This is a genomic window from Streptomyces olivoverticillatus (assembly GCF_014203555.1).
Classification (GTDB): Bacteria; Actinomycetota; Actinomycetes; order Streptomycetales; family Streptomycetaceae; genus Streptomyces; species Streptomyces olivoverticillatus.
The window spans coordinates 437,433-452,644 of record NZ_JACHJH010000001.1 but is presented as its reverse complement, the minus strand read 5'-3'; the positions used below and the strand labels follow the sequence as shown (position 1 = coordinate 452,644).

At 71.4% G+C, this 15,212-nt stretch carries 13 protein-coding genes and 2 tRNA genes; 7 read left to right on the top strand and 8 right to left on the bottom strand.

Features of this window, described 5'->3' with window-relative positions; translation table 11 throughout:
• Positions 1 to 30: 30 nt before the first annotated feature.
• Positions 31 to 1,122, top strand: a complete 1,092-nt coding sequence (locus tag FHS39_RS02050) for a YlbL family protein (protein ID WP_184346007.1) — start codon at positions 31 to 33, stop codon at positions 1,120 to 1,122.
• 18 nt (positions 1,123 to 1,140) lie between these two features.
• Here FHS39_RS02050 and FHS39_RS02045 read toward each other — a convergent pair whose 3' ends face one another.
• Positions 1,141 to 1,725 carry a PPA1309 family protein gene (locus FHS39_RS02045; RefSeq protein ID WP_246469757.1) on the bottom strand — a complete coding sequence of 195 codons (585 nt, stop codon included), beginning with the start codon at positions 1,723 to 1,725 and terminating at the stop codon, positions 1,141 to 1,143.
• Positions 1,726 to 1,869: 144 nt separating this feature from the next.
• On the opposite strand from FHS39_RS02045, the gene FHS39_RS02040 reads away from it, so the two are divergent.
• From FHS39_RS02040 to FHS39_RS02025, 4 genes are all read left to right on the top strand, one after another.
• Entirely contained in the window at positions 1,870 to 4,752 is a 2,883-nt protein-coding gene (locus tag FHS39_RS02040) for a UPF0182 family membrane protein (RefSeq protein WP_184346653.1), read from the top strand.
• 44 nt (positions 4,753 to 4,796) lie between these two features.
• Positions 4,797 to 4,870, top strand: a tRNA-Met gene (locus tag FHS39_RS02035).
• A gap of 285 nt (positions 4,871 to 5,155) precedes the next feature.
• The gene (locus FHS39_RS02030) at positions 5,156 to 7,129 is read left to right on the top strand and encodes a tetratricopeptide repeat protein (protein WP_184346006.1); all 1,974 of its coding nucleotides are present in this window, start codon (positions 5,156 to 5,158) and stop codon (positions 7,127 to 7,129) included.
• Between the two features lie 93 nt (positions 7,130 to 7,222).
• Positions 7,223 to 7,296 (top strand) — tRNA-Met (locus tag FHS39_RS02025).
• A 100-nt stretch (positions 7,297 to 7,396) separates the two neighbouring features.
• On the opposite strand, the gene FHS39_RS02020 is transcribed toward FHS39_RS02025, so the two are convergent.
• Positions 7,397 to 7,813, bottom strand: coding sequence for a Fur family transcriptional regulator (locus FHS39_RS02020; protein ID WP_184346005.1), 417 nt, complete (start codon positions 7,811 to 7,813; stop codon positions 7,397 to 7,399).
• Between the two features lie 162 nt (positions 7,814 to 7,975).
• Between FHS39_RS02020 and FHS39_RS02015 the strand changes: the two genes are divergently transcribed.
• Complete coding sequence (locus tag FHS39_RS02015; RefSeq protein ID WP_184346644.1) at positions 7,976 to 9,460, top strand: catalase; 1,485 nt, start codon at positions 7,976 to 7,978, stop codon at positions 9,458 to 9,460.
• Between the two features lie 63 nt (positions 9,461 to 9,523).
• Here the strand turns inward: FHS39_RS02015 and FHS39_RS02010 are convergent, their stop codons facing one another.
• A complete protein-coding gene (locus tag FHS39_RS02010) occupies positions 9,524 to 9,925 on the bottom strand; it encodes a CBS domain-containing protein (protein ID WP_184346004.1) in 402 nt (133 codons plus the stop codon).
• A gap of 144 nt (positions 9,926 to 10,069) precedes the next feature.
• A complete protein-coding gene (gene hisN / locus FHS39_RS02005; RefSeq protein ID WP_184346003.1) occupies positions 10,070 to 10,864 on the bottom strand; it encodes a histidinol-phosphatase in 795 nt (264 codons plus the stop codon).
• 136 nt (positions 10,865 to 11,000) lie between these two features.
• Between hisN and FHS39_RS02000 the strand changes: the two genes are divergently transcribed.
• A complete protein-coding gene (locus FHS39_RS02000; protein WP_184346002.1) occupies positions 11,001 to 11,687 on the top strand; it encodes a TetR/AcrR family transcriptional regulator in 687 nt (228 codons plus the stop codon).
• Here FHS39_RS02000 and FHS39_RS01995 read toward each other — a convergent pair.
• The 4 genes from FHS39_RS01995 to FHS39_RS01980 form a co-directional block, all read right to left on the bottom strand.
• The gene (locus tag FHS39_RS01995) at positions 11,653 to 11,976 is read right to left on the bottom strand and encodes a DMT family transporter (RefSeq protein WP_184346001.1); all 324 of its coding nucleotides are present in this window, start codon (positions 11,974 to 11,976) and stop codon (positions 11,653 to 11,655) included. The genes FHS39_RS02000 and FHS39_RS01995 overlap by 35 nt on opposite strands.
• Positions 11,977 to 12,063: 87 nt before the next feature.
• The gene (rsgA, locus tag FHS39_RS01990; protein WP_184346000.1) at positions 12,064 to 13,071 is read right to left on the bottom strand and encodes a ribosome small subunit-dependent GTPase A; all 1,008 of its coding nucleotides are present in this window, start codon (positions 13,069 to 13,071) and stop codon (positions 12,064 to 12,066) included.
• A 17-nt stretch (positions 13,072 to 13,088) separates the two neighbouring features.
• Complete coding sequence (aroA, locus tag FHS39_RS01985; protein ID WP_184345999.1) at positions 13,089 to 14,435, bottom strand: 3-phosphoshikimate 1-carboxyvinyltransferase; 1,347 nt, start codon at positions 14,433 to 14,435, stop codon at positions 13,089 to 13,091.
• Between the two features lie 40 nt (positions 14,436 to 14,475).
• On the bottom strand, positions 14,476 to 15,189 hold the full coding sequence (locus FHS39_RS01980) for a M50 family metallopeptidase (protein ID WP_184345998.1): 714 nt from the start codon (positions 15,187 to 15,189) through the stop codon (positions 14,476 to 14,478).
• Positions 15,190 to 15,212 lie beyond the last annotated feature (23 nt).

Below are 15,212 nucleotides of genomic sequence, written 5' to 3'. Positions count from 1 at the left end.
ACTGTCGGACCCGTCCCGTACTGTCGTTCCATGCCCCGCCGCACCGCGACGATGCTCGCCTCCCTCCTGATGCTGATCGCGCTGCTCTGCGCAGGCGTGCTGATCCCCGTCCCGTATTCGGAGATGTCTCCCGGGCCGACGGTCAACACCCTCGGTGAGCACGGCGGCGAGCCGGTCCTGCAGATCGCGGGGCACAAGACGTACCCGACCACCGGCCACCTCAACATGACCACGGTCCGCGTGACCGGCTCGCAGTACCGGATGAACCTGGTCGAGGCGGTCTACGGCTGGCTGGCCCACGACGACCTGGTGGTCCCGCACAGCACGCTCTACCCGGACGACAAGTCGCCGGACGAGCTCAACCAGGAGACGGCGGAGGAGTTCAGCCAGTCCCAGGAGTCCGCCAAGGTCGCCGCGCTCAAGCAGCTGGGCATTCCGGTGGGCTCGCGCGTGATCGTCTCCTCCGTGGTCAAGGAGACCCCCGCCGAGGGGCAGCTGCACGCGGGCGATGTGATCAAGGCCGTGGACGGCACCGAGGTCAAGCAGCCGGGCGATGTGGCCAAGCTCGTCACCAAGCACGAGCCGGGCCAGAAGGTGTCCTTCCTGATCGTTCCGGCCAAGGAGGCGGCCGCGGCCGAGAAGGAGAAGCGCGAGCCGAAGGTGCAGGACACGGTGGTGCTCACCGCCGCCAAGGCGCCCGACGGCAAGCGGGCCATGGTCGGCATCCAGGCAGGCACCGACCACACCTTCCCGTTCACGACCAACATCAAGCTGGCGGACGTCGGCGGCCCGAGCGCGGGCCTGATGTTCGCGCTCGGCATAGTCGACAAGCTCACCCCGGACGACCTCACCGGCGGCAAGTTCGTCGCCGGCACCGGCACGATCGACGACAGCGGCAAGGTCGGCCCGATCGGCGGGGTCGAGATGAAGACGGTGGGCGCGCGCGACAAGGGCGCGCAGTACTTCCTCACGCCCAAGGACAACTGCGCGGCCGCCGCCAAGGACAAGCCGGCGGGCCTGACCCTGGTCAAGGTCGACACCATAGGCGATGCCCTGAAGGCCCTGGAGAAGATCCGCAAGGGGGACTCGGCCGGCCTGCCGCAGTGCACCACGGCGGGCTAGCCGAGCCCCGGGGGCGGCTCAGTCCTCGAAGGTCGCGGCAAGTGCCTCCGCAAGGCCCGGCACCAGGTCGGCGCCGGTGAGGACCTCATTGGGGGAGTCCTTCTCACGCAGCCGCAGGGCGGACTCGCGGGCGCCGTCGCGCAGGACGGCCACGGTCATCCGCACCTCCTGCCGGTCGGGGTGCTTGGCCACCCACGCGGCCAGCTGCTTCTCGCTCATGCCGTGGGGCACGGACCCCTCGGCGGAGGGCGGCAGCATCTGCCGCTCCACGGTCAGGGCGCACCCCACCACGGCCTCCGGCCAGGCGATGGTGCCGAGGAACTTGTCCAGGGCGGTGCCGCGAGGCAGCTCGTCCTGTTCGATCGGGGTGTAGGAGGAAGTGGCCGAGGACGCGTCGTCGAGGCCGAGCTGGGCGGCCAGGCCGGGCTCCGTGGCCCTCAGCTTGGCCGTGTCGACCAGGGCGAAGAGCCTGGCCGGCTGGTCCCAGCCGAGGCCGGAGGCGTACTCGTCGATCTCGAGGACCGCACGGGTCAGGGGGGAGGCCGCCATGGGCGTGCCGGGCTCCTGGGAGCCGGGAAGGTTCGAACCGGTATTGCTGGACATGGTCAATATCGTGCCCTGAGAGGGGCCGAAATCGGGAACCGAGTAAAGCCTCGGTAAGTTGCCACAGTGGGTCCTACTATCGCCAGGGCCTGATCGACAGCTCCATCGACAGCGAACTTCGAGGTGCGCACCTTGGCTTTCCAGATGCCGGACCGCGGCGGAGGCCCGACAGGGCCACGGATCAGAGTCGGCCGACCGTCCCGGCGTGTCCGGACCCTGCTGATGACCCTGGGCGTACTGGCCGGGCTGGCCATGCTCTTCGTCATGTTCGCCGGGTTCTGGACGGACTGGCTCTGGTACCGCTCGGTGCACTACTCCTCGGTCTTCACCACCACCCTCGGCACCAAGATCGGCCTGTTCGCCGTCTTCGGCGTGCTGATGGCCCTGGCCGTGGGGACGAACATCTGGCTCGCCCACCGGCTGCGGCCGCCGCTGAGCGCGATGTCGGCGGAGCAGCAGAGCCTCGACCGCTACCGGATGAGCATCGCCCCGTACAAGAAGTGGGTGCTGCTCGCCGTCACCGCGCTGGTCGGCCTGGTGGCGGGCGCCTCCGCCGCCGGGCAGTGGCGCACCTGGCTGCAGTGGGTCAACGGCGTCTCCTTCGGGCAGAAGGACCAGCAGTTCCACAAGGACATCTCCTTCTACACCTTCGATCTGCCCTGGTACCGCTTCCTGCTGAGCTTCGGCTTCGCGGCGGCGGTCCTGTCGCTGATCGCGGCCGCCCTCGTGCACTACCTCTACGGCGGCCTGCGGCTCACCAGTCCGGGCGGGCGGGCCACCGCCGCGGCCACCGGCCATCTGTCCGTGCTCCTCGGCCTCTTCGTGACGCTCAAGGCCGTCGCGTACTGGCTGGACCGGTACGGCCTGGCGGTGAAGTCCAGCGGGCTCAAGTCCACCGACGGCTGGACGGGCCTGCGCTATGTGGATGCCAACGCCTATCTGCCCGCCAAGACGATCCTGTTCATCATCGCGCTGATCTGCGCGGTGCTGTTCTTCGCCACCCTCTGGCGGCGCACCTGGCAGCTGCCGGTGATCGGCTTCGGCCTGATGGTGCTCTCGGCGGTGCTCATCGGCGGGCTCTACCCGGCGATCGTGCAGAAGTTCCAGGTCCAGCCGAACGAGCAGGCCAAGGAAGCCCCGTACATCAAGAAGAACATCACCGCCACGCGCCAGGCGTACGGCATCGATGGTTCCCAGGTGCAGGATTACGCGGGCAAGAGCGACTTGAAGGGCCAGGACAAGGAGAAGCTGCGCGCCGCCGCGGACTCCACGGCGAGTATCCGCCTCCTCGACCCGAACATCGTCTCCCCCGCCTTCCAGCAGGAACAGCAGGTGCGCGGGTTCTACCAGTTCCCCTCCACCCTGGACGTCGACCGGTACACGGTCGGCGGCAAGGAGCAGGACACGGTCATCGGCCTGCGCGAGCTCAACATCAAGGGCATCCCCGAACACAACTGGATCAACGACCACTTCAAGTACACCCACGGGTACGGCGCCATCACGGCGAAGGGCACCTCCACCGACGATGCCGGCGCCCCCGAGTTCACCGAGAAGAAGCTGCCGACCGAGGGCGTGCTCGGCCCGTACGAACAGCGCGTCTATTACGGCGAGAAGACCACCCAGTATTCGATCGTGGGCGGTCCGCAGAAGGAGCTGGACCACCCCAGCGACAAGGGCGAGGAGAGCTACAGCTACCGCGGCAAGAGCGGGGTCAGCCTCTCCAATCCGGTCAACCGCGCCGCTTACGCCGTCGCCTTCGGGGAGCCGCAGATCCTCTACTCCGGTGCCATCGGTGAAGGCTCCCGGATTCTGTACAACCGCACGCCCAAGGAGCGCGTCGAGGCGGTCGCCCCGTGGCTGACCATCGACGGCGACGCCTATCCGGCGGTGGTCGACGGCCGTATCCAGTGGATCGTGGACGCCTACACCACGTCCAACGGCTACCCCTACGCCTCGCGCACCACCCTCGGCGACACCACGGCCGATTCGCTGACCACCGGCCAGCGTGCCGTGGTGGCCCAGCAGAACCAGGTCAACTACATCCGGAATTCCGTCAAGGCGACCGTCGACGCCTACGACGGCAAGGTCACGCTCTACCAGTGGGACACCAAGGACCCGGTGCTCAAGACGTGGATGAAGGCGTTCCCGGGCACGGTGAAGGCCAAGAGCGAGATCGGCTCCGCCCTGATGGACCATCTCCGGTACCCGCAGGACCTCTTCAAGGTCCAGCGCGAGCTGCTCACCCGCTACCACGTCACCGATCCGGGGACGTTCTACACCGGCAGTGAGCGCTGGCAGGTCCCCGACGACCCGACCAACAAGGACGGGAACGCGGTCCCGCCGTATTACCTGAGCATGAAGATGCCGGACCAGAAGCAGGCCGCTTTCTCGCTGACCACCACCTTCACGCCGAAGAACCGGCCCAATCTCGGTGCCTTCATGGCCGTCGACGCCAACGCCAAGAGCTCCGACTACGGGAAGATCAGAATTCTGAAACTGCCGTCGGAGACGACGGTCTGGGGCCCCGAGCAGGCGCAGAGCAAGTTCAACGGCGAGACGGCGGTGGCCGATCAGATCAACATCTGGAAGAAGGGCGACTCCGAGGTCGAGTACGGCAATCTGCTGACCGTGCCGCTCGAAGGCGGCCTGCTGTATGTGGAGCCGGTCTATCTGCGGGGTGCGGGCACGAATTACCCGCTGCTCAAGAAGGTTTTGGTGAACTACGGCGACAAGATCGTCTTCAAGAACACCCTCGGCGAGGCCCTCGACGAGATCTTCGGCGGCGCCGGGAAGGAGCCCGGCACCCAGCCCCCGTCCGGTGGCACCCAGCCCCCGTCCACCGAGAACCCGACCGTCAAGCAGGCCGTCAAGGACGCCCAAGACGCCTTCCAGGCGGGCCAGAAGGCGCTCGGCGACCAGGACTGGACGGCCTACGGCAAGGCCCAGAAGGACCTCAAGGACGCCCTCGACCGGCTGGCCAAGGCCGAGGTCAACGTCCCCGGGAGCAGCCGCCGGCCGGGCAGCTAGCGCCCGGCCCCGCCCCGCGCCGTGGTACGGTTGTTCCACAACGGCGCGGGGTGGAGCAGCTCGGTAGCTCGCTGGGCTCATAACCCAGAGGTCGCAGGTTCAAATCCTGTCCCCGCTACTGAAACAAGGCCCGGAGTTCTTCGACTCCGGGCCTTGTCGCGTCCCGGGCGCGGTCGTCACATGAACGGCCCGCGATCGTCGACCGCTTGCACCCGCCGGGACACGATCGAGCGGAAGACGGCCGCCCGCAGCCCGGCGCGCACGGTCTGTGCGGGTTATGTGCGGGGCTTTTGATTAGAGTTTGGAGCACCGCCGTGTCGGGAAGTCGGGAAGTCGACAAAACGCTGAAGTGACCTCACTGGCTGCGGTATTCCAGGTGTACGCAGGTTGCGGGAGTGCGACGATGGGACTTATGGGGGACAAGGCGAGGCTGTTGGAGACACATCGGCTTGTGGCCGCTCCCGGCAACGGGAGCCTCGGTGACGACCGGGACGCGTCGTCGCGCGATCCGGAAGCGGCAGCCGCCCCGGACGCCGCCAACAGCGCCTATGCCTCCTACGCGGCCGAGGCCGCCGACCTCGAACTCGAGACCGCCCGGCGCCGCGCCGCCGAGTCCGGCGACCCCGCCTCGCTGAGCATGCTCGGCGCCCTGCTGCTGCGCCGCGGCGACCTGGACGGCGCCGAGCGGCACCTGCGCGCGGCCACCGCCGAGGGCGACCGCTCCGCCGCCAACAACCTCGGCGTCCTGCTGCACCAGCGCGGCTACGCCGACGAGGCCGCCAGCTGGTGGCGGGTGGCCGCCGTCGCCGGATCGGCCGCCGCGGCGCACGCCCTCGGCCGCTACCACCGCGAGCGCGGCGACGAGCCTGCCGCCGAGTACTGGCTGCGCCAGTCCGCCGAGTCCGGGCACGCCCTCGGCGCGTACGCCCTGGGCGACCTGCTGGAGCACCGCAGCGACGTGGGCGCCGAGCGCTGGTTCCGCTCCGCCGCCGAGCGGGGCCACCGCGAGGCCGCCTACCGCCTGGCGCGGATACTCGACGGCCGGGCGCCGGGCGCCGCACAGGATGGCCTGCCCGGCGGGCTCGGCGGCGTCCTCGGGACCGTCCCCGCGCCGCGCCGGGTGTCCGTCGGCGGCGGCGACACCTCGGTGCGCGACCTGCGCGCCGCGGCCAGCGGCCGCCGTGACGACGGCCCGGCGGGCGAGGCCGAGCAGTGGTACCGGCAGGCGGCCGCCCGCGGCCACCGGCGCGCCGCCCTGCACCTGGGCACCCTGCTGGAGGCCCGCGGCGAGACCCAGGAGGCCGCCCGCTGGTATCTGACCTCCGCCAAGGACGGCGAATCGCGCGCCGCCTGCGCGCTGGGCTTCCTGCTGCGCGACGCCGGCGACACCGACAGCGCCGCGGTCTGGTGGCGCCGCGCGGCCCAGGAGGGCGACGGCAACGCCGCCAACGCCCTGGGCGCCCTCTATGCCGAGCGGGGCGAGTCCCAGCAGGCCGAGCGCTGGTACCGCACGGCGCTGGACGCCGGGGACATCAACGGCGCGTACAACCTGGGCCTGCTCTGCGCCGAGCAGGGCCGCACCGCCCAGGCCGAGCAGTGGTACCGCCGCGCCGCCTACGCCGGGCACAAGGAGGCCTCCAACGCGCTGGCCGTCCTGCTGCTCCAGGGCGGGGACGCGGCGGGCGCCGAGCCGTGGTTCTCCAAGGCCGCCGAGGCGGGCAGCGTCGACGCCGCCTTCAACCTGGGCATCCTCTACGCCGGGCGCGACGAGGAGCGCCAGGCCTTCCAGTGGTACGAGCGCGCGGCCGCCGCCGGGCACACGGACGCGGCGCTGCAGGTCGCAATGGTCCTGCTGCGCGACGGGGACGAGGAGGAGGCCGAGCGGCATCTGCGGGTCGCCGTGCGCGGCGGCAGCGCCGAGGCGGCCTTCCGGCTGGGCGCGCTGCTCGACCGCGACGAGGACTCGCGCTTCGAGTGCGAGGAGTGGTACGAGCGGGCCGCCCGGCAGGGCCACCGGCGCGCGCAGGTGCGCCTGGGCATGATCGTGGCCGAGCGGGGCGACGTGGTCGAGGCCGCCCACTGGTACCGCGAGGCCGCCGAGGCGGGCAGCCGCAACGGCGCCTTCAACCTCGGCCTGCTGCTGGCCCGCGAGGGCAGCGAGCCGGAGGCGGCGATGTGGTGGACCCGGGCCGCCGAGGCCGGGCACGGCCGGGCGGCGCTGCGCCTGGCGCTGCTGGCGGCCCGCCGCGGCGATCTGACCGCGGGGCGGCAGTGGTGTGCGCGCGCGGTGGAGCTGGGCCCGGCGGAGGTCGCCGAGCGCGCCGCCCGGCTGCGGGACGCGCTGGAGCAGGAGCTCTCGGGCGAGCGGTCGGCGTGAGCGGTGTGAGCAGCGTGGGTGGGGCCGGGCGCAGGGTCGGCAGTGAAGCCGTTTGCATGTGCGGTGACGGCCGGGTTAGAGTTGCTTCATCGACGCGGGGTGGAGCAGCTCGGTAGCTCGCTGGGCTCATAACCCAGAGGTCGCAGGTTCAAATCCTGTCCCCGCTACTGATACGAAGGCCCGGATCCTCAAGGATCCGGGCCTTCGTCGCGTTCAAGGCCTCTGGGCCGGGTGAACCCCCGCCCCCGAAGGCTCCCCCCGAAGCCGTCAGGCCGCCGCGCAGGCCGGGCAGAGGCCGCGGTAGGTCACCTCGACCGCTGCGACCTGGAAGCCGAAGCGCTCCTCGGCCGGCAGGCCGGCGATCAGGTCCCCCGAGGGGTGGACGTCGCGGATCGTGCCGCACCGGGAGCACACCAGGTGCTGGTGTGCGTGGTGGGCGTTGGGGTCGTAGCGCTTGGCGCGGCCGTCCGTGCTCACTTCCAGCACCTCGCCGAGCGAGACCAGCTCGCCGAGGGTGTTGTACACCGTCGCGCGCGAGATTTCCGGCAGCAGGTTCGCCGCCTTCGCGTGCACTTCGTCGGCGGTGTAGTGCACGTGGTCCCCGTCGAGCACTTCGGCGACGACGCGTCGCTGTGCGGTCAGCCGCCAGCCGCGTCCCCGGAGCCGTTCCAGCAGGTCACTCATGCCATTCACCCATCAGTCAGATAGCACCAGCGTAGCAGCGGCCCTTGTCCACCCATGGATCCAGTATTTATGTCAGGTCCATCTTGACTTAGACAAAGTCCAATGTAGGATCGGGTTCCGGCCGAAGCGCAGGGCGACCTGCCCAGCCGTGTGGCAGACGAGATGACGGAGGCGTACGTGTCGGTGCAGGACGAGACGACCACGGGCCCGCTGACGACGGAGTCCGGAGCTCCGGTCGCGGACAACCAGAACAGTGAGACCGCGGGCCTCGGCGGCCCCGTCCTGGTGCAGGACCAGCTGCTGCTGGAGAAGCTCGCCCACTTCAACCGCGAGCGCATCCCGGAGCGCGTGGTGCACGCCCGCGGCGCGGGCGCCTACGGCACCTTCACCGTCACCGCCGACGTCAGCCGCTACACCCGGGCGAAGTTCCTCTCCGAGGTGGGCAAGCAGACCGAAACGTTCCTGCGCTTCTCCACCGTTGCGGGCAACCTCGGTGCGGCGGACGCGGTCCGCGACCCGCGCGGCTTCGCGCTGAAGTTCTACACCGAAGAGGGCAATTACGACCTCGTCGGCAACAACACCCCGGTGTTCTTCATCAAGGACGCCATCAAGTTCCCCGACTTCATCCACACCCAGAAGCGCGACCCGTACACCGGCTCGCAGGAGGCGGACAACGTCTGGGACTTCTGGGGCCTGTCGCCGGAGTCGACCCACCAGGTGACCTGGCTCTTCGGCGACCGGGGCATCCCCGCCTCGTACCGCCACATGAACGGCTACGGCTCGCACACCTACCAGTGGAACAACGAGGCCGGCGAGGCCTTCTGGGTCAAGTACCACTTCAAGACCGACCAGGGCGTCAAGAGCCTCCCCCAGGACGAGGCGAACAAGCTCGCGGGCGAGGACCCCGACAGCCACCAGCGCGACCTGCGCGAGGCCATCGAGCGCGGCGACTTCCCGACCTGGACCGTCCAGGTGCAGATCATGCCCGCGGCCGAGGCGGAGAACTACCGCTTCAACCCCTTCGACCTCACCAAGGTCTGGCCGCACGAGGACTACCCGCCGATCGAGATCGGCAAGCTGGAGCTCAACCGCAACCCCGAGAACATCTTCGCCGAGGTCGAGCAGTCGATCTTCTCTCCGGCGCACTTCGTGCCGGGCATCGGCCCGTCCCCCGACAAGATGCTCCAGGGCCGTCTCTTCGCCTACGGCGACGCCCACCGCTACCGCGTCGGCATCAACGCCGACCACCTGCCGGTCAACCGTCCGCACGCCACCGTCGCCCGGACCAACAGCCGTGACGGCTACGCCTACGACGGCCGCCACGGCAAGGCCAAGAACTACGAGCCCAACAGCTTCGGCGGCCCCGTCGAGACCGGCCGGCCGCTGTGGCAGCCCCTTCCGGTGACCGGGTGGACGGGCAGCACCGCGGCCCCCTCGCACGCCGAGGACAACGACTTCGTCCAGGCGGGCAACCTCTACCGGCTGATGTCGGAGGAGGAGAAGGGTCGTCTGATCGCCAACCTCGCCGGCTTCATAGCCAAGGTGTCCCGCGACGACATCGTCGAGCGCGCGATCGACAACTTCCGCCAGGCGGACCCCGACTACGGCAAGCGGCTCGAGGCCGCGGTCCAGGCCCTGCGCGGCTGAGGGCGCTTGCCGTACCACCGGAGAGGCCGGACGCCAGTGGGCTCCGGCCTCTCCGGCCTTGCGTCAACCGGTCAGCACCCGGCTGCGCTCCCGGGTCGCGGCCCAGCAGCGGATGATGTCGCGGACCGACACCACGCCCACCGGCTCGTGCCCGTCCAGGACGATCAGATGCCGGAAGCCGCCGTCCGCCATCGCGGCGGCGGCCTCCTCCAGGGTCCACTCGGGGGTCGCGTAGACGACGTCGGTGGTGGTGTGGCCCTGTGCGGTCTCGCGGTCGGGATCCTGGCCCGCCCCTACCGCGTTGAGGACATCGCGCTCGGTCAGGATGCCGGGGCCCCCGGCGTCCGGATCGAGGACGACCGCGGCTCCGATCCTGCGCGCGGACATCAGCCGGGCCGCGTGCCGGAGGGTGTGTGCGGGGCCGATGGTGAGGACTACGGTGCTCATGGCGTCACGGACGAGCATGGCCTAAGCCACCTCCTTCGCCGACGAAGGCAGGGCCAACGAGGGCGTTCACATGTTCACAAGCGGTGAGGTGTCATCGTGTCAGCCCGTCCGACGGCAGACAAGGGGGCGCACGTCGGCCGCTTTGCCGCCCCTTTGCAAGCCCTAGCGCTGCAGATAGCCCAGCAGTTCGTCGTGCAGCAGCCCGTTCGACGCGGCGGCATTGCCGCTGTGCGGCCCCGGGCGTCCGTCCAGGCCGGTGAAGCGGCCGCCCGCCTCCTCGACGATGACGGCGTTCGCCGCCATGTCCCACAGCGACAGCTCCGGCTCCGCACAGATGTCCACCGAACCCTCGGCGACCATCATGTACGGCCAGAAGTCGCCGTAGCCGCGCGTGCGCCAGCAGTCCCGCGTCAGGTCCAGGAAGCCCGGCAGCAGCCCGCGCTCCTCCCAGCCCGACAGCGAGGAGTACGCGAAGGAGGCGTCCGCGATCCGGCCCACCCGTGACGCCTGGAGCCGGGTCGCCGAGGTCAGGCTGCGTCCGGTGTAGGCGCCGGAGTCCTTCGCGGCCCACCAGCGGCGGCCCAGGGCCGGTGCCGACACCAGCCCCACCACCGGGTGGTAGCCGCCCTCGCCCTGCACCATCAGCGAGATCAGCGTGGCCCACACGGGCACCCCGCGGACGTAGTTCTTGGTGCCGTCGATCGGGTCGATCACCCAGCGGCGCGGGCCCGTGCCCTCGCTGCCGAACTCCTCGCCCAGGACGGCGTCCCGCGGCCGGGCACGCTGGAGATGACCGCGGATCAGCTCCTCGGCGGCCTTGTCCGCCTCGGACACCGGAGTCATGTCCGGTTTGGTCTCGACCTTGAGGTCGAGGGCCTTGAACCGGTCCATGGTGGCCGCGTCGGCGGCATCCGCCAGGACGTGGGCCAGACGCAGATCATCGTGGTAGTCGGACATGACTTGCACATTACCCGTGGCCAAGGTCAGGTCACGTGCGGCGCGGCCCGCAGGGGCTCTTGACACCGTCTGGCGGCACGTCAATCCTTTGGCCTGGCCCCAACCGTCGTGCGGCCGTACGGCCGGGGAGGCGACGATGCCCGCGGCACGAGAGCTCTTGCTGGACGCGGCCTTCACGGCGCTCGGCGTCCGGCCCTGGAACGGGGTCCGGATGGTCGACGTCGCGGTCGCGGCCGGGGTGTCCCGGCAGACGCTGTACAACGAGTTCGGCAGCAAGGACGGGCTCGCGCGCGCCCTGGTGCGGCGCGAGGCCGAGACCTTCCTCGCCGCAGTGGAGCGCTCCCTGGCGGACACCGCCGCCCAGGGGGGCGCGGACGCCGGGGACTGCTGCGCCGCGGCCGCCCTGTGCACCCTGCGCGCCGCGCGCACCAACCCATTCGTACGAGCCGCCCTCACCGGATGTCGCGGCGAACGGCTCCCGGCCGCCGCGGCCCCCGCCGTCCCGGCGCCGCGCACCCCACCGCCCGCGCCCTGCTCCTTCCGCGGCGTGCCGCACTCGCCCGGCGCGCTGGCCGACCGGCTGCGCGACAGCGCGGCCGCCGCCGTCGACGGCGCACCGGGCGGCACGGGCGACCCCGGAAGCAGCACACGGCGCGCCTGCGAGGCGGCGGTCCGGCTCACGCTTTCCTACGTGCTCGCCCCGGCCGCCTCGGACGAGGAGGCGGCGCGCGAGGTCGCCTACCTGGTGCGCGTGCTGCTGGAGGCGGAGGACGGGCCGGCCGGAGCCGTCAGTGCGCCGAGCCCGACAGCTGGAGACCGATGACGCCCACGATCACCAGGGCGATGGAGACCAGCTTGAGCGTGGAGACGAGGTCGCCGAGGAAGACCATGCCGTAGATCGCGGTCCCCGCCGCGCCGATGCCCGTCCACACCGCGTAGGCCGGGCCCACGTCCAGCTTGCGCAGCGAGAGCGTGAGGAGGCCGAAGCTGCCCAGCGCGAAACAGGCGAAGGCGATCGTGGGCCACAGCCGGGTGAAACCGTGCGAGAGCTTGAGGCAGACGGCGAAGCCGGTCTCCAGCAGCCCGGCGACCACAACCAACAGCCACGCCATCGCACGCCTCCCGTTTGCCGGACCGCCCCGTCTGCCCCGGTGTCGTTGTTGCCCTTGCCGCAGGCGGTCACTCGCAAACGTAGGCGATCAGTCGCCTTCGCGCCGCTCCCGGGTCTCCAGCAGCCGGCGCAGCGAATACAGCCGCTGCGGGTCGGCGTGGCCGTCCGTCACCCACTGGTCCAGAGCGCAGTCCACCTCGTCGTGGCTGCATGCGCGGGGGCAGCCCTCGGTGCCCGGCTCCAGATCGGGGAAGGCGTGGATCACCCGGGACGGGTCCACGTGGTGCAGCCCGAAGGACCGTACGCCCGGGGTGTCGATGACCCAGCCCGAGCCGTCCGGCAGCGGCAGGGCGAGGGCCGAGGTGGTGGTGTGCCGGCCGCGGCCGGTGACCGCGTTGACATGCCCGGTGGTCCGCTGGCGGTCCGGCACCAGGGCGTTGACCAGCGTCGTCTTGCCGACGCCGGAGTGCCCGACGAACGCGGTGACGCGGCCGGCCAGCCGCTCGCGGACCCGGTCGGCGGCTTCTCCGTCGGCCAGCTCCTCACGGCTCGTCACCACATACGGCACACCCAGCGCACCGTAGGAGCTCATCAGATTTTCCGCCGAAGCCAGGTCCGACTTCGTCAGAACGAGCAGCGGTTCGAGCCCCGCGTCGTACGCGGCGACCAGACAGCGGTCGATCAGGCGGGGGCGCGGCTCGGGGTCGGCGAGGGCGGTGACGATCGCCAGCTGGTCGGCGTTGGCGACCACCACCCGCTCGTACGGATCGTCGTCGTCGGCCGTGCGGCGCAGCACCGAGCGGCGCTCCTCGACGCGGACGATCCGGGCGAGGGTGTCCTTGTCGCCGCTGAGGTCGCCCACGACGGCGACCTGGTCGCCGACCACGGCGCTCTTGCGGCCCAGTTCGCGGGCCTTCATGGCGGTGATGGTGCGGCCGTCGACGAGGACGGTCAGCCGGCCGCGGTCGACGGTGACGACGAAGCCCTCGGAGGCGTCCTCGTGCTTGGGACGGATGCTGGTCCGGGGGCGGTTGCCCTTGCGGTTGGGGCGGACGCGGACGTCGTCCTCGTCGGTGTGCTTGCCGTAGCGGCGCATGGGTCTTCCAGGGTCTCTCAGGCGCTCGGCACCGTCGTCGCCCCCGCGACGGATCCGAGCATTCCGGTCCACAGCTCCGGGAAGTCCGGGAGCGTCTTGGCGGTGGTGGCGACGTTCTCCACCTGGACGCCGTCGACGGCGAGGCCGATGACGGCGGCCGCGGTGGCCAGCCGGTGGTCCTCGTAGGTGTGGAAGACGCCGCCGTGCAGGGTGCGCGGGCGGATGCGCAGCCCGTCGGCGGTCTCGGTGACGTCGCCGCCCAGTTCGTTGATCTCCTTGGCCAGGGCGGCCAGCCGGTCGGTCTCGTGCAGCCGCAGGTGGGCGATGCCGCTCAGGACGGACTCGGAGTCGGCGAGCGCGGCGACCGCCGCGATCACCGGGGTGAGCTCGCCGACCTCGTGCAGGTCGGCCTCGATGCCGCGGATGCGGCCGGTGCCGGTGAAGGTCAGCCCCGCTTCGGTCAGCTCGCAGCTGCCGCCCATGGCGGTGAAGATCTCGCGCAGCGCGTCGCCCGGCTGGGTGGTGCGCTCGGGCCAGTCGGGGATGGTGACGCGGCCGCCGGTGACCAGCGCGGCGGCCAGGAACGGCGCCGCGTTGGAGAGGTCGGGCTCGACGACCAGGTCCCGGCCGAGCAGGGCGCTGGGGGAGACCCGCCACACGTTGGGCTCGCCGCCGGACTCCGGCGTGTCGACCTGGGCGCCCGCCGCGCGCAGCATGTCCACGGTCATCCGGATGTGCGGCAGGGACGGCAGCGCGGCGCCGACGTGACGCACCTCGACGCCCTGGTTGAAGCGCGGCCCGGACAGCAGCAGGGCGCTGACGAACTGCGAGGACGAGGAGGCGTCGATCTCCACCGGACCGCCGTCCAGCGCCCCGGCGCCGTGCACGGTCATGGGCAGGGCGCCCCGGTCGTTGTCGTCGATCCGGGCGCCCAGCGCGCGCAGCGCGTCGATCACTCCGTGCAGGGGGCGTTCGTAGCTGCGGGGGTCGCCGTCGAAGCGGACCGGGCCGTCGGCCAGGGTGGCGACCGGCGGCAGGAAGCGCATGACGGTGCCGGCGTTGCCGACGTCGACGGTCGCAGGGCCGTGCAGCCCGGCGGGGATCACGCGCCAGGCCTCGCCGGTGCCGTCGGGGCCCACGCCCTCCTCGATGCCCACGCCCAGGGCGCGCAGCGCCTCGGCCATCAGCACGGTGTCGCGCGAGCGCAGCGGGCGGCGCAGCCAGCCCGGCTCGGCGGCCAGGGCGGCCAGCACCAGGCCGCGGTTGGTGACCGACTTCGAACCGGGCACGGTGACGGTCGCGTCGACGGCTCCGCTTGCGAGCGGGGCGGGCCAGAGGTCGGTGTGCGCGGGGCTCTCGGTCATGCTCCTTACCTTAGTGGCTCGCTCCCCGTGACCGTCCGGGTCACAGGCCCAGCAGCCAGCGGCCGCCTCCCGCCAGCGAGCAGAGGGAGACGACGTGGAAGAAGAACAGCCACACCAGCGGGGGCACGTTCGTCAGCCGCGCCAGCTGGTCCGCGTCGGAATCCGGGGCCCCGCCGTGCCGTCGCTTGCGCTGCAGCTCGAAGGGCGGCCGCACCCCGCCCAGCAGCAGGAACCACACCACCGCGTACGCGAACGCCGCCTGCACGTGCGTCCCGGCCAGCCAGGACACCACCACGAACGCGCCCCCGGCGAGCACCACCGTCAGCACCCCGTAGGCGTTGCGGATCATCACGAGCATCGCGGCGAGCAGGGCCGCGGCGCCCCACAGCAGCGCCGTGGTGTGCCCGGCGGCCAGCAGCCAGGCCCCGGCCAGGCCGAGCAGTGAGGGCGCGGTGTAGCCCGCGGCGGCCGTCAGGATCATGCCCGGGCCGGTGGGCCTGCCGCGCGAGACGGTCAGTCCGGAGGTGTCGGAGTGCAGCCGGATGCCGTCCAGCCGCCGCCCGCACACCAGGGCCACCAGCGCGTGCCCGCCCTCGTGGGCGATGGTGACGGCGTTGCGGGTCACCCGCCAGACGCCGTACGGCGTGACGGCCGCCAGCGCGACGAGGCCGGTGACGACGGTCAGCCAGACCGGGGGGTGCGGCTGGACGCCGAAGACGCGGTCCCACAGGTCGGTGGCGGTGGTGCTGTCCATGGGGTGAGCCGCTCCTTGCGTCT

Bases quoted from the DNA above. Each gene is read 5' to 3' on its own strand.
- FHS39_RS02050 (WP_184346007.1), top strand. From the start codon at position 31: ATGCCCCGCCGCACCGCGACGATGCTCGCCTCCCTCCTGATGCTGATC.
- FHS39_RS02045 (WP_246469757.1), bottom strand. From the start codon at position 1,725: ATGTCCAGCAATACCGGTTCGAACCTTCCCGGCTCCCAGGAGCCCGGC.
- FHS39_RS02040 (WP_184346653.1), top strand. From the start codon at position 1,870: ATGCCGGACCGCGGCGGAGGCCCGACAGGGCCACGGATCAGAGTCGGC.
- FHS39_RS02030 (WP_184346006.1), top strand. From the start codon at position 5,156: ATGGGACTTATGGGGGACAAGGCGAGGCTGTTGGAGACACATCGGCTT.
- FHS39_RS02020 (WP_184346005.1), bottom strand. From the start codon at position 7,813: ATGAGTGACCTGCTGGAACGGCTCCGGGGACGCGGCTGGCGGCTGACC.
- FHS39_RS02015 (WP_184346644.1), top strand. From the start codon at position 7,976: ATGACGGAGGCGTACGTGTCGGTGCAGGACGAGACGACCACGGGCCCG.
- FHS39_RS02010 (WP_184346004.1), bottom strand. From the start codon at position 9,925: ATGCTCGTCCGTGACGCCATGAGCACCGTAGTCCTCACCATCGGCCCC.
- hisN (WP_184346003.1), bottom strand. From the start codon at position 10,864: ATGTCCGACTACCACGATGATCTGCGTCTGGCCCACGTCCTGGCGGAT.
- FHS39_RS02000 (WP_184346002.1), top strand. From the start codon at position 11,001: ATGCCCGCGGCACGAGAGCTCTTGCTGGACGCGGCCTTCACGGCGCTC.
- FHS39_RS01995 (WP_184346001.1), bottom strand. From the start codon at position 11,976: ATGGCGTGGCTGTTGGTTGTGGTCGCCGGGCTGCTGGAGACCGGCTTC.
- rsgA (WP_184346000.1), bottom strand. From the start codon at position 13,071: ATGCGCCGCTACGGCAAGCACACCGACGAGGACGACGTCCGCGTCCGC.
- aroA (WP_184345999.1), bottom strand. From the start codon at position 14,435: ATGACCGAGAGCCCCGCGCACACCGACCTCTGGCCCGCCCCGCTCGCA.
- FHS39_RS01980 (WP_184345998.1), bottom strand. From the start codon at position 15,189: ATGGACAGCACCACCGCCACCGACCTGTGGGACCGCGTCTTCGGCGTC.